12 protein-coding genes and 1 pseudogene are annotated in these 13547 nt (G+C 64.7%); 3 read left to right on the forward strand and 10 right to left on the reverse strand.

Translation table 11 applies throughout. The features are described 5' to 3' along the window. Nucleotides 1-5: 5 nt before the first annotated feature. Nucleotides 6-1082 (reverse strand): ABC transporter ATP-binding protein, encoded by a 1077-nt coding sequence (locus tag XH81_RS29010; protein WP_271596447.1) that lies wholly within the window; start codon nt 1080-1082, stop codon nt 6-8. Next, nucleotides 1079-2629, reverse strand: a complete 1551-nt coding sequence (gene glpD, locus XH81_RS29015; protein ID WP_179737145.1) for a glycerol-3-phosphate dehydrogenase — start codon at nt 2627-2629, stop codon at nt 1079-1081. The genes XH81_RS29010 and glpD overlap by 4 nt, the downstream gene beginning before the upstream one ends. Nucleotides 2630-2892: 263 nt before the next feature. Here glpD and XH81_RS29020 point away from each other — a divergent pair, with 263 nt between their 5' ends. Next, a complete protein-coding gene (locus XH81_RS29020) occupies nt 2893-3144 on the forward strand; it encodes a type II toxin-antitoxin system Phd/YefM family antitoxin (RefSeq protein ID WP_028141741.1) in 252 nt (83 codons plus the stop codon). Continuing rightward, nucleotides 3144-3560: a type II toxin-antitoxin system VapC family toxin gene (locus tag XH81_RS29025; RefSeq protein ID WP_271596448.1), complete on the forward strand. Its 417-nt coding sequence runs from the start codon at nt 3144-3146 to the stop codon at nt 3558-3560. Before XH81_RS29020 ends, XH81_RS29025 begins: the two co-directional genes overlap by 1 nt. Before the next feature lie 4 nt (nt 3561-3564). On the opposite strand, the gene XH81_RS29030 is transcribed toward XH81_RS29025, so the two are convergent. Further along, nucleotides 3565-4410 (reverse strand): DeoR/GlpR family DNA-binding transcription regulator, encoded by an 846-nt coding sequence (locus XH81_RS29030; protein ID WP_028141743.1) that lies wholly within the window; start codon nt 4408-4410, stop codon nt 3565-3567. A gap of 106 nt (nt 4411-4516) precedes the next feature. Beyond that, nucleotides 4517-5203, reverse strand: coding sequence for an HAD family hydrolase (locus XH81_RS29035; RefSeq protein WP_271594584.1), 687 nt, complete (start codon nt 5201-5203; stop codon nt 4517-4519). A gap of 154 nt (nt 5204-5357) precedes the next feature. On the opposite strand from XH81_RS29035, the gene XH81_RS29040 reads away from it, so the two are divergent. Beyond that, entirely contained in the window at nt 5358-5825 is a 468-nt protein-coding gene (locus tag XH81_RS29040) for a nuclear transport factor 2 family protein (RefSeq protein WP_028141745.1), read from the forward strand. A 249-nt stretch (nt 5826-6074) separates the two neighbouring features. Here XH81_RS29040 and XH81_RS29045 read toward each other — a convergent pair whose 3' ends face one another. The 6 genes and pseudogenes from XH81_RS29045 to XH81_RS29070 all read right to left on the reverse strand — a co-directional run bounded on the left by XH81_RS29045 (nt 6075) and on the right by XH81_RS29070 (nt 13472). Continuing rightward, complete coding sequence (locus tag XH81_RS29045; RefSeq protein ID WP_018645288.1) at nt 6075-6266, reverse strand: hypothetical protein; 192 nt, start codon at nt 6264-6266, stop codon at nt 6075-6077. Nucleotides 6267-6500: 234 nt separating this feature from the next. Then, the gene (locus tag XH81_RS29050; protein ID WP_028141746.1) at nt 6501-6932 is read right to left on the reverse strand and encodes an acyl-CoA thioesterase; all 432 of its coding nucleotides are present in this window, start codon (nt 6930-6932) and stop codon (nt 6501-6503) included. A 209-nt stretch (nt 6933-7141) separates the two neighbouring features. After that, nucleotides 7142-7804, reverse strand: a pseudogene (locus XH81_RS29055) (fatty acid desaturase CarF family protein); the annotation flags it as partial. An 18-nt stretch (nt 7805-7822) separates the two neighbouring features. After that, on the reverse strand, nt 7823-9919 hold the full coding sequence (locus tag XH81_RS29060; protein WP_271596450.1) for a 3-hydroxyacyl-CoA dehydrogenase NAD-binding domain-containing protein: 2097 nt from the start codon (nt 9917-9919) through the stop codon (nt 7823-7825). A gap of 2 nt (nt 9920-9921) precedes the next feature. After that, nucleotides 9922-11205, reverse strand: a complete 1284-nt coding sequence (locus XH81_RS29065) for an acetyl-CoA C-acetyltransferase (protein WP_028141749.1) — start codon at nt 11203-11205, stop codon at nt 9922-9924. Then, nucleotides 11205-13472 carry an acyl-CoA dehydrogenase gene (locus XH81_RS29070; protein WP_028141750.1) on the reverse strand — a complete coding sequence of 756 codons (2268 nt, stop codon included), beginning with the start codon at nt 13470-13472 and terminating at the stop codon, nt 11205-11207. The genes XH81_RS29065 and XH81_RS29070 overlap by 1 nt, the downstream gene beginning before the upstream one ends. Between the last annotated feature and the right edge of the window lie 75 nt (nt 13473-13547).

Raw genomic sequence — 13547 nt, forward strand, 5'->3', positions numbered from 1 at the left:
CCCTCCTACGATCCAGGTGCTGCGACCAGCCGGTCGGCAGCGTCGAACACGAAGACATCATTCGGATCGAGCACGGCATCGAGCATCTGGCCGGGCTCGAACTCGTGAACGCCGTGCAGCACCGCCACCCAGTTCGATCCTTCGCGGGTCAGATGCACGAAACTCTCCGAACCGGTGATCTCGGTCACCGTGACAGTGGCATGGAAGGCATGACGATCAGCCTCGCCATTGGCGAGCGCGAGCTGATGCGCGCGAAAACCGACGCGATAGGCGCCGTCGGCAAGGCCTGAATAAAGGCCGGAGGCAGGCGAAGCAGTGCCGCCGGCATATTGAACGGAGCCGTTCTTCTTCTCGATACCGACGAGATTGAGCGGCGGATCGGAAAACACCTGAGCAACGCGCAGCGTCTGCGGCCGGCGGTAGACATTGGCGGTCTCGCCGATCTGGAGCGCCTGGCCTTCCCACATGCACACCGTGTTGCCGCCGAGCAGCAACGCCTCGGTCGGCTCGGTGGTGGCATAGACGAAGATCGCGCCCGAGGCCTCGAAGATGCGCGGCAGCTCGGCGCGCAGCTCCTCGCGCAGCTTGTAGTCGAGATTGGCGAGCGGCTCGTCGAGCAGAACGAGATCGGCGCCCTTGACCAGCGCGCGCGCGATCGCGGTGCGCTGCTGCTGGCCGCCGGAGAGCTGGAGCGGCGTGCGCTTCAGAAACGGCTCGAGCCGCAGCAGTTTTGCGGCCTCCGCCACCCGCGTCTCGATCTCGTCGCGTGGCTTGCCCTGCACGCGCAGGGGCGAGGCGATGTTCTCGTAGACCGTGAGCGAGGGGTAGTTGATGAACTGCTGGTAGACCATCGCGACCGAACGCTGGCGCACGTCGGCGCCGGTAACGTCCTTGCCGTTGACCAGCACCTTGCCCGAGGTCGGCTTGTCGAGGCCGGCGAGCAGCCGCATGATCGAGGTCTTGCCCGACAGCGTCGGCCCGAGCAGCACGTTCAGCGTACCGCTCTCGAGCGTCAGCGAGACGTCGCGGATATGCTGGACCCCCTCGACGGTTCGGGTCACGTGATCGAGCGTCACGGTCATGAGCGTCCTCCCGCTTCCAGCAGAGGACTTTGCGGCACGGCGTGGGTCCTGATCCAGTCGTCAAGCGCAGCAATCTCATCGGCAGATAGTCGCAGGCCGAGCTTGGAACGGCGCCAGACGACGTCCTCGGCGGTCACGGCCCATTCGTTGGCCATGAGGTAGCGTACCTCGCGTTCGGTCAGCGTCGCGCCAAAGGCCTGGCCGAGATCGGCCGATGATTTGGCGTCGCCGAGCAGCTTGATGGCCTTGGTGCCATAGGCGCGCGCGAGCCGCCTGGCGTGCTCGTGGCTGAGGAAGGGATAACCGCGCTGCAGCTCGGCGATCAGGCCGTCGATGTCGGACACATTCATGTCGCCGCCGGGCAGCGGCCATTTGCCGGTCCACCCCTCCCGCGCTTTCGCGCTGCGAAGATAGGGCGCGAGCCGCTCCAGCGCTTCCTCGGCGAGGCGGCGATAGGTCGTGATCTTGCCGCCATAGATCGACAGCAGCGGCACGCCGCCGGGCGTGTCGAGCTCGAACACGTAGTCGCGCGTCGCGGCCTTGGCTTCGCTGGCGCCGTCGTCATAGAGCGGCCGCACGCCGGAATAGGTCCAGACCACGTCGTCCGGGGTCACGGGCTTTGCCAGATATTCGCTCGCCGCGGTGCAGAGATACTGGATCTCCTCCGCTGTCGCCTTCACCTTGGCGGGATCGCCGTCATAGTCGCGATCCGTGGTGCCGATCAGCGTAAAATCGTCCTGGTACGGAATCACGAAGATGATGCGGCCGTCCGCGTTCTGGAACATGTAGGCGCGGTCGTGGTCGTAGAGCTTCCTGACCACGATGTGCGAGCCCTGCACCAGGCGCACCTTGGCTTTCGCGTTGACACCGGCGCCGCGGCCAAGCACGTCCTCGACCCAGGGGCCGCCGGCGTTGACCAGAGCCTTTGCCTGGACCTGCGAGCGCTCACCGGTCAGCGTGTTGACCATGCTCACGGTCCAGAGGCCGTCGGACTGCTTGATATCCGTTGCGCGGGTGCGGGTGCGGATCTCGGCGCCCTTGTCGGCGGCATCGCGTGCATTGAGCACGACGAGGCGGGCGTCATCGACGAAACAGTCGGAGTATTCAAAGGCGCGACTGTAGCGATTCGGGATCAGCGGCTTGCCGACCTCGTCACGCCGCAGATCGACCGAGCGGGTCGCCGGCAACAGATGACGGCCGCCGATGTGATCATAAAGGAAGAGGCCGAGCCGCAGCAGCCAGGCGGGGCGCAGACCGGCGTGATGCGGCAATACGAAACGCAAGGGGCGGATGATGTGGGGCCCGATGCCCCAGAGGATCTCGCGCTCGATCAGCGCCTCGCGAACGAGGCGAAACTCGTAATATTCGAGATAGCGCAGGCCGCCATGCACCAGCTTGGTCGACCAGGACGACGTCCCGCTCGCCAAATCGTTCATTTCGCACAGGAAAACCGTGTTGCCGCGGCCCACCGCGTCGCGCGCGATGCCGCAGCCATTAACACCGCCTCCAATGATGGCGAGGTCGAAAATACGCTCCAACAGACGCATCCCCCGGCGACCGCTCGTTCCGTCGAGCGGCTACTTTCGTTTTTGATTAGATCACACCGAAAAACGAAAGCAAGACGAAAGAGAGGAGGAAAGGAAGTGAAAGCGAAACTTTTTCAGCGCCAATACGGCGGAGAAATCAGCGGAGACCGGACAAAGTTTAGAGGCACGGGGGGTGCACCGCACCGCTTCAGCTGATCGAAAACTTGAATGTAGCAACATACCTACATATAATTTACCCCATTGCAGGCGAGGAGGCGCGAACGATGGTCACCACCCTGACCAGCCGAGAGTTCAATCAGGATACGAGCGGCGCCAAGAAAGCAGCATCAAAGGGGCCCGTCTTCATCACCGACCGCGGCCGTCCAGCCCATGTCCTGCTGAGCATCGAAGATTATCTGCGCCTGAGCGGTGGGCACATGAGCCTTGCCGAAGCTTTGGCACAGGCGAACGCGGACTTCGATTTCGATCCGCCTCGCATCACCGGCGGAATCTCCAGGCCAGCCGATCTCGACTGATGTTTCTGCTGGACACCAACGTCATTTCCGAACTGAGGCGGCCTGATAAGGCTGATCGCAACGTGCTTGCTTGGGCCAATACAGCGCCCGCGGCGAATTTCTTCATGTCCGTCATCTCGATTCTCGAAATTGAACTTGGCGCGCGCCTGATCGAGCGCAAAGACGCGGTGCAAGGTGCTGTCCTGCGCGCCTGGATCGACGATCACATTCTGGCCCGCTTCGAAGGGCGGATCCTGGCTATCGATACGGCCGTGGCGCAGCGTTGTGCCCAACTTCACGTTCCCAATCCGCGGGCCGAACGCGACGCCCTTATTGCAGCCACCGCGCTTGTCCACGGCCTGACCGTCGTTACGCGTAATGTGGGGGACTTTGAACCTACGGGCGTCCCGCTGCTCAATCCTTGGGACGACGTATAAGCCTCTATCTCAGCCGCACCACCGGCGCGGCTTCAGGTGCGGCTTCCTGGGCATCGGCCGGCACATCGTCGATGTCCGCGCCCTTGGGCATCGCCGCCATCACCTCGATGCCCTTGCTGTGGCAAATCGTGGCGAGACGCTCGGGAAGCTCCTGGTCGGTGACGAAGGTCTGGATCTGGGTCATGTGGGCGATGCGCACCGGCGCGCTGCGGCGGAGCTTGGTGGAATCGGCAACCAGCATCACGCTGCGGGCATTGGCGATGATGGCCTGGGCCACCTGCACCTCGCGATAGTCGAAGTCGAGCAGCGCGCCCTCCTCGTCGATCGCGGACGCGCCGATGATGGCGTAGTCGACCTTGAACTGGCCGATCAGCTGCGTCGCGGTGGAGCCGACCACGGCGCCGTCGGCCCGCCGCACCGTGCCGCCGGCGACCACCACCTCGATGCGGGGATGACGGTAGAGCAGCATCGCGACGTTGAGATTGTTGGTGATGACGAGGAGATCCTCGTGCGAAGTCAGCGCGCTCGCGACCTCCTCCGTCGTGGTGCCGATATTGATGAAGAGCGAGCATCCGTTCGGGATCAGCGAGGCGGCCGCGGCTCCGATCGCCTTCTTTTCGTCGGCGGCGACGAAGCGCCTTGCCTCATAGGCGAGGTTTTCGACGCCGGAGGCGATGATGGCGCCGCCATGGATGCGGGTCAGCGATCTCCGCTCGCAGAGGTCGTTGAGATCCTTGCGGATGGTCTGCGCCGAGACTTCGAAGCGGCGCGCGAGCTCCTCGACCATGACGCGGCCCGAGGCCCGTGCGATGTTGAGGATTTCGGCTTGGCGATGGGTCAATCCGGTCACGGCAAAGGCCTCAAATCAGGAGAATGCATGGTGCTGCGGTTCGCGCCTTCGGTCAATGCGCGCGCCGATCACGGTTAACTTATGCGGCCGGTCACCACGCCATTTCTTACCAGGTCATGGTGCTCGCGAGACGCGCGAGCAGCTGCGGATCGTCGAAGGCGCTGGCGGACGCGACTGCGCCGGCTGCAACCAGGTCAGCATGGCTGAGGCTGGTCCGGACGCCGATGGTCGGAATGCCGGCCGCCGTGGCCGATTGCACGCCGGTACGGGAGTCCTCGAATGCGATCGAGGCCTCTGCGCTCGCGCCGACGAAACGCAGCCCTTCCTGATAGGGCAGCGGATGCGGCTTGCCGTGCGGCAGCTCGGCGCCGATCACGAGCGCCTTGAAACGATGAGAGATGCCGAGGCCGGAGAGCAGCAGCTCGGCATTGAGACGCGGCGCGTTGGTCACGGCGACCATGGGAATGCCGGCAGCGTCAGCCCGGTCGAGCAGCGCCATCAGGCCCGGCAGCGGCTCGATCTGCCCGGCCACGAGCGTCCGGAAGACCTCCTCCTTCTCATCGAGGATCGAGGCGCGCCGTTCCGGCGCCTCGTCAGGCAGGAATCGCTCACCGATCGCGACATTGGCGAAACCTTGCAGCTCTCTGGAGAAGCGCGCGTGATCGAAGACGTGGCCGCGAGGGCCGAGCACCTGGTTGAACGCCTTCAAGTGCAGCGGGTCGGTGTCGGCCAGCGTGCCGTCGATGTCGAACAGCAAAGCCCTGCCCATCGCATCCGTTTTGGCTTCGATCATTTCCGTACTTTCCCAAATCCACGGCGCATTGATGCGCGAGACGTATCAATATGGCTTCGACCGCGCAATGACGCATGGAGATGACGACGACGTGACACTCGACAAAGCCGCGCGCGGCTGCAACACTCGCCGCAAGATCAAAAAGGAGGAAACGATGACGATGAACCGACGCGATCTGGCTCTCTCGACTCTGGCCGTCTCAGCTCTTGCCGTCTCCGCGCTTGCGCTCACGACACCGGCGCTCGCCGCTTCGGCGGACGAGGACGCCGTGGCGAAGAAGGTCGAGGCCTTCCGCCTCGCCCAGATCGCGGCCGATCCGAAGGCGCTCGGCGCACTGTGCTGGGACGACCTCAGCTACAGCCATTCCAGCGGCAAGGTCGAGGACAAGGCGACGTTCATCGCCAACGCCACCGACGGCAAGTCGAAATTCCTGTCGATCGACTACAAGGACCCCACCATCAAGGTCGTCGGTCCTGCAGCGATCGTGCGCTTCCACTGGCTGGGCGAACAGGAGATGGCAGCCGACGGGAAGAAAGTATCGACCAACCTTCACATCCTGATGAACTGGCAGAAGCAGGGCGACGAGTGGAAGCTCCTGTCGCGGGCAGCAACGAAGTTGTGATCAACGACGTCATTTTGGCTCGCGCCGAAAGGCGCGGGCCAAGGTGCGCAATTGCGCATCTGAGAATCCATTCATCGGCATTCTCTGTGGCAGATGGATTCCGGGCTCGCGCTTCGCGCGCCCCGGAATGACGCGTACGGCTCTTCGCGCCACCTTCTCCCGCAATGGGAGAAGGAAGAAACCAGCAGTATCAAGGGCTGCAAAAAATTCCGACCACGCATTGCGTGTCAGAAATCACCAGCAGGCGCTTTACGCCGCTTCCTTCACATCACCGTTCACCAGCTTGCGCGCGGCGCGTTCGGCTTCGCGGGCGTTGCGGAAGAGCTGGCCTTCGAGACGGTTGAATCGATGGGACGAGGCAAAGAAGCAATAGCCTCCCGAAGAACGAACGACGATACCTGCGGTCTGCGAATCGACTTCGATGATGTAGCTGTCCGGCATGGTCCGTGGCTTCCTCAGTGCGGGCAAATAACGGCACTCATGCCCAAAGGTTCCCAGGCATTTTGAGGCCGTTTCCACCCCGAATCGACACGCAATTGAGTACGCCGAGACCTCATCCGTTTTATGACTGGTTCTTGACTGGTTCTTGGCGAAGCCGCCACGAGAATGACTCGCGCGCGCGACGTTAAGCAGCGCGGCACGGGTTCGCCAGATGAGGCAGAGCGTCGCGCGCGATTACGTCGCGATCGTCGTGTCGGTCGAGCGAACGGCTTGCGGGCGGCCGTGCTCGTCGATCGAGACGTAGGTGAAGTTGCCGTCGGTGACGAGGAAGGGATGCTCCTCCCCGCGGCGCAGCGCCCACGCTTCCAGATGCACGGTGAGCGAGGTGCGGCCCACGCGTACGAGATTGGCGTAGACCGACACGAGATCGCCGACGTAGACCGCCTTGCGAAAGTTCATTGCCTCGATCGCAACCGTCACGGTGCGCGACTTCGCCGCCTTTGACGCAAACACGCCGCCGCCGACATCCATCTGGCTCAGCAGCCAGCCGCCGAAGATGTCGCCATTCGCATTGGTGTCGGCGGGCATCGCCAGCGTGCGGATGCAGAGATCGCCGCTCGGCCCGGTGTCGGAGTTGATAGGGGCGTGGACGTGCGTGTCGGTCATATGGTTGATCTCCCGCGGCTCTCGGCTCTGGATACAAAGCCGCGGCGCCCTGCGCAACATCGACACGAGGCAAGCTCGCGCTATCCAATCGGCCGCGGCGCCCCGACGAAGATTCCGGTATCGTTCAGTTTGCGTTGCCACTCCGCATCGTCGGCCCGCGGCGCGCGTCCGGTCGTTGCCGTTACCAACAGTTCCAGCCTGCTCCATAGCCGCAGACGGTCGCACGGATAATTGGCCCATCCATTGATGACACAATAGCGGATGGTGTGGTCACGGTGATGACACCAATGATGCTCGGGTGAGCAGACCAGATGCAGCCGTTGCGCCATGCGCAGGAGCAGCGGGCGGACCGGCCGGTGCGCGAGATTGTGAAAGCTCATGCCAAACAGCATGCAGGTCGCGATCACGAACCAGACGATCATCAGCGCATAGGTGAGCGCGGAAACCGGAAACAACGCCGTGAGGGTGGCCGCGACTCCGACCACTGCCGCGCTCGGCGCCGCACCGAGAGACGCCTGGTCGAGGAATCCGTAGAGCAAAACGTGGCCGGGGTGAGTGTGATGCTCCCGCGTGATCGCGATGCCGCGGCCGAGCATCCCCTCGTCGAGCCAGGTGTCGACCACCCAATGCACCAGCCCTGAAAACAGGTCAGCGAGAAAATACCCGGCCAGGAGCGCCACGATCAACCACGGCCAGCGCAATTCCACCGCGGGATAACGTCCGACGAGATAGCCTACGCAACAAAGGATCACGACGATATCGGCCCCGCAGCACAGCCGCGTGATGATGATCTCGCGCAGGGTCGCGTGCTTGAAGAACGGGATCGTCGGCATCGGCGATACTCCCACGGGCTCCACCACCCATGATAGCATCCTTTTACCGACAGCCCCCTATTGCAAACTGTCCCAGCCCGCATCCGGCGCGAAACGTCCGCCGAATCGCTCGGCGAGCCCGCGCAAGGTGGACACCACATTCTCCACGCCGCGCGTGCGGGCATAGTTCAAAGGACCGCCGCGGAACGGTGCATAGCCGGTACCGAAGATCATGGCGCCGTCGACCGCATCGGCGTCGTCGACGATGCCCTCGCGAAGGGCAGCAACGCAGACATTGGACATCGGCAGCACCAGGCGGTCGATCATCTGGTCGGTGACGCGGGGGCCGGTCTCGGGGAGCGGTGCCTTCTCGGCCTTGCCGTCCTTCCAGGTGTAGAAACCCTTGCCGGTCTTGCGGCCGAGCTCGCCCTTGGCGACCTTGTCGCGCAGCCACGCCGGCGTCGGCGGCAGGAAATCGCCGAACTTGGTGCGCAGCATGTCACCGACGTCGAGGCAGATGTCGAGCCCGACCTGATCGGCCAGCTCGATCGGCCCCATCGGCATGCCGAACTGCTCCGCCGCGGCGTCGATCAGCCGCTGGTCGATCTTCTCGTCCAGCATCACCATGGCTTCGAGCATGTAGGGCGTCAGCGCGCGGTTGACGAGGAAGCCCGGCGAGCTCTTCACGGGCAGCGGCAGCCGGTCGATCGCGCCGACGAAAGCGAGCGCGTCCTTCAGCACCTGCGGGTCGCTGCCGTCGTGACTGACGACCTCGACCAATTGCAGCCGAGACACCGGATTGAAGAAATGCAGGCCGACCAGCCGCTCTGGTCGCGCCAGCGTGGTGCGCAGATCCTGAAGCGGGATGCTCGACGTGTTGGTGGCAAGGATCGCGCCCGGCTTCATGCGCGGCTCGAGGCTGGCATAGACTTTCTGCTTGAGCTCGAGCTTCTCCGGCACGGCCTCGATGATCAGATCGGCGTTACGAACACCCTCCCCGTCCATGTCAGGGATGAGACGATCGAGCGCGTCGCGCACCTCGGTCGGCTTGCGGATGATCTTGCCGTAGAGTTCGGCGGCGCGCTTCACCGCGCCGGCGATCGGCTCGGCTTTCATGTCGGCCAGCGAGACGCGCAGCCCCTGCCCTGCTACCCACGCCGCGATGTCGCCGCCCATGGCGCCGGCGCCGATGACATGGACGTGCTTGATGGTGTTGCCGCTGCCGGCTGCCTTCTTCATCTGCTCGCGCAGGAAGAAGACTCGGATCAGGTTCTGGGCGGTCGGCGTCACCATCAGCTTGGCGAAGGATGCCTGCTCCGCCTTCAGCATCGCGGCCCTGCTGCCGCCATGGGTCTCCCAGAGGTCGATCAGCGCGTAAGGCGCGGGATAGTGCTCGCGGGACGCGGCCTTCGCCGCCTCCGTGCGCATGCGCCTGGCCAGGAGACCGCGCACGAAGCCGAAATTGGCCGCACGCGTGAGCAGGCCAGGCTTGACTCGTTTCAGCCGGCCGAACAGTGCATCCTTCACCGCGCCGCGGACATGGCGCTCCTGCGTCACGGTGTCGACGAGGCCGAGCGATCTGGCGCGGCGCGCGTCAATGGTGCGGCCGGTCAGCATCAGCGCCATCGACTGGGCGGGATTGACCAGCGCGGTGAAGCGCGCGGTGCCGCCGAGGCCGGGATGCAGACCGAGCATCACCTCCGGGAAGCCGAAGCGCGCGCCGTCGATGGCGATGCGCGATTGGCAGGCCAGCGCAACCTCGAGCCCACCGCCGAGGCAGAAGCCGTGGATGACAGCGACCGTCGGCAGCTTCAATGCCTCCAGATGGTCGATCACCGCATGCGCGGCGCGGATGCGCGTCTCCACCATGTCGGGATCGCTGGCACCGCGGAATTCGTTGACGTCGGCGCCCGCGATGAAGCCCGACGGTTTGGCGGAGCGGATCACGAGGCCGGCCGGGCGTTCGGTCTCGATCACCGCGAGGACGGCGTCGAACTCCTCCATCACGTCAGAGGACAGTGTGTTGGCGCTGGCATTAGCGCGGTCGAACAAAAGCCAGGCGACGCCGTCTTCGTCGCGCGTCAGCTTGAAGTTTTTGTACGGACTGTCCGTCGCTGGCCTGGGCCCGAGCGCCAGGACGCGATCACCGAGCACGGTCATGATCTTCGAGTCCATGGTCACACCGCCTCGATCAGCATGGCGCCGCCGAGCCCGCCGCCGATGCACTCGGTAGCCACACCGCGCCGCGTCCCGAGCCGCTTCATCGCGTTGACCAGATGCAGCACGATGCGATTGCCGGAGGTGCCGACGGGATGGCCGAGCGAGATCGCACCGCCGTCGACATTCAGCCTCTCACGGTCGATCTCGCCGGCGGCGCCGTCGAGGCCCAAAATCTCGCGGCAGAACTTTTCGTCGTTCCAGGCCGCAAGACAACCGAGCACCTGGGTGGCAAAAGCCTCGTTCAGCTCCCAGGTCTCCACGTCCTTGATGGTGAGGCCGTTGCGCTGAAGCAGAGGCGTCGCTGACATCACCGGACCGAGGCCCATGATGCTGGGGTCGAGCGCGGCCCAGTTACTGTCGACGATCGCAGCCTTCGGCGTCAGCTTGTGCTTTGCGACAGCCGCGTCGGAAGCCAAAATCACCCAGGACGCGCCGTCGGTGATCTGCGAGGAATTACCGGCAGTGACCTGGCCCCAGGGGCGCTCGAACACCGGCCGGAGCTTTGCCAGCGTCTCGGCCGTGGAGTCCGGACGCACGCCATCGTCGTGGTCGAAGAACTTGCCGTCGCGAGAGAATGCGGTCTCGACTTCGCCCTTCAGATGACCCGTGCCTTGCGCATGCGCCAGCCGGCGATGGCTCTCGGCGGCATAGGCATCGGCCTCGGCGCGCGTAATGCCGAAGAGATGGCCGACGACCTCGGCGGTCTGGCCCATGTTCAGATCGGTGACGGGATCGGTCAGCCCACGCTCGAGGCCGATGATCGGCTTGAGATCGCGCGGCCGCAGCTTGAAAGCGGCGGCGAGCTTGGCGGCCACGCCCTTGGCGGTGGCAAGGCCGGCGAACCAGCGCACGCCGGAGTTAGGCCAAACCAGCGGCGCATGACTGAGCGCTTCGGTGCCCCCGGCGAGGATCAAGTCGGCATGGCCTTCGCGGATGTAGCGGTAGGCGGTGTCGATCGATTGCATGCCGGAGCCGCAATTGATCTGCACGGTGAAGGCGACCATGTCCTCGCCCATGCCGAGCCGGAGCGCGGCGACGCGCGCGGGGTTCATCTCGTCCGCGATGACGTTGACGCAGCCGAGGATGACCTGGTCGAAGCTATCAGCCGCAAACGGCTGGCGCGCCAAGAGCGGCCGTCCGCATTGCACGGCGAGATCGACCGGCGTGAACGGCCCCGGCCCCGAGCGCGCTTTCAGAAATGGTGTCCGGCTGCCGTCGACGATGAAAACCGGTCGTGCCATCAGCTCGCTGCCCTCTGTTCGCCGAGTTCCTGGAAGAACTGATGCACGTCGCCGGATTTCTTGTAAATCGGCGACAGCGCCTCCGGCGCAAAATCGTCGACTTCAATCACCTTTGTGACGGCTTCGCGGGCCGCGGCCAGCTGCTCGCCTTCGACCTGCGTGATCACGCCCTTTGTAACAGCCTCTTTCCAGTCGCGGATATGCGCGGCGCGCATGCGCTTGGCGATGGCATCGGTGCTTACGACCAGCAGGAACGCGCGCTCCAGCCGGGCAAAGCCGCCGTCGTCGTCGACATGGGCGAGATCCGGCGTGAGGCGCTCGCGCGCCGCCGACGGCTCCAGCACGATGGCAGCGCATTGGTGTACGACCCGGTCGGAGGGGCCGAGCACGCGGGCGCCGAACGGCTGGACCAGGAACTTGAGGAAGCCGGCAACAAAGCGGTTGGGCAGATTGGCGAGGATTTCGGCCAGCCGGTTCTCGATCGTCTTGAAGCCCGTCGCCATGCACCATTCGAGCGCGGCAAAGTCTTCCTTTTGCCGGCCCTCATCCTGCCAGCGCTTCAGTGCGGCCGAGAGCAGATACAGCTCGGAGAGGATATCGCCGAAGCGCGCCGACAGCATCTCCCTGCGCTTGAGCGCGCCGCCGAGCGTGAGCAGCGCCATGTCGGCGCAGAGCGCGAAGGCCGCGGAGTAGCGCGAGAGCTGGCGGTAGAACGGCGTGGCATCGCCGGCGTCCGGCGCCATTGCGAAAGCGCCAAAGGTCCAGCTGCGGCCGAAGGCACGGAACAGGGTCCGGACGCTGTGGCCGACATGCTTCCAGAACGCTTTGTCGAACGCGGTGAGCCCACGCTCGCGATCGATATCGGCCAGCGCATTCATCTCGTCGAGCAGATAGGGATGCGCCCGGATGGCGCCCTGCCCGAACACGATGAGATTGCGGGTCAGGATGTTGGCGCCCTCGACCGTGATCCCGACCGGCACGGCGCGGTGGAGATTACCGAGATAGTTTTGCGGACCGTCGATCACGGCCTTGCCGCCATGGATGTCCATGGCGTCGTCGATCGCGGTGCGCATGCGATCGGTGGCGTGCAGCTTCATGATGCCTGAGATCACGGCGGGATGAACCCCGGCATTCAGCGCCGCGCAGGTCAGCCGCCGCGCCGCATCGAGCTGGTAGGCGGTCGCGACGATGCGCGCGAGCGGCTCCTCGACGCCTTCGAACTTGGAGATGGAGATGCCGAACTGCTCGCGGATACGGGCATAGGCACCGGTGGTGCGCGCGGCATAGGCGGCCCCCGCAGCAGAGAGCGATGGCAGCGAGATGCCGCGGCCGGCAGCGAGCGCGGTCATCAGCATCTTCCAGCCTTGCCCCAGCCGCTCCTTGCCGCCGATGACGTAGTCGAGCGGAATGAAGACGTCGCGGCCACGGTTCGGGCCGTTCTGAAACACCTGCATCGACGGCAGATGGCGTTGACCGATCTCGACGCCGGGCAGATCGGTCGGGATCAGTGCCACGGTGATGCCGAGCTCCTCCTGGTCGCCCACGAGGTGGTCGGGATCATAGGCCTTGAAGGCGAGGCCCAGCAGCGTCGCGACAGGGCCGAGCGTGATGTAGCGCTTGTGCCAATTGAGCCTGAGGCCGACGACCTCGCGGTCCTCGAATGTGCCCTTGCAGATGATGCCGGTGTCGACCATCGAAGCCGCGTCGGAGCCGGCTTCCGGGCTGGTGAGGCCGAAGCAGGGAATATCGCGTCCGTCGGCGAGGCGCGGCAGCCAGCGCGCCTGCTGCTCCTTCGTGCCAAACCGCATCAGGAGCTCGCCTGGCCCGAGCGAGTTCGGCACCATGACTGTGACGGCAGCGGCGATCGAGCGGGTCGAGATCTTGCGCACCACTTCCGAATGGGCATAAGGCGAGAAGCCGAGGCCGCCGAACTCCTTCGGAATGATCATGCCGAAGAATTTTTCGTGCTTGACGAAGTGCCAGACATCCGGCGGCAGGTCGCGCCATTCCCAGAAGATCTTCCATTCGTCGAGCATGGCGCAGAGCTCGTCGACGGGGCCATCGAGGAAGGCCCGCTCCTCGTCGGTCAGCGCGGCCTGCGGAACCTTGAGCAGCTTCGACCAATCCGGGTCTCCGGTGAACAGATCGGCATCCCACCAGACATCGCCCGCCTCCAGCGCCTCGCGTTCGGTATCGGACATCGCCGGCAGCACGCCGCGGGCCCAGGAAAAAATCGGCTTTGTGATTTTGTCGCGGCGGAAGCTCATGGCGGACCTCATGCATCGGCGCGGTTGTCGGGCATTTTAGCGGAAAGCGGCCGGCGGCGGTGAAGACTTCGCCTG

The organism is Bradyrhizobium sp. CCBAU 25360, from assembly GCF_028128695.1.
GTDB classification, from domain to species: Bacteria; Pseudomonadota; Alphaproteobacteria; order Rhizobiales; family Xanthobacteraceae; genus Bradyrhizobium; species Bradyrhizobium ottawaense.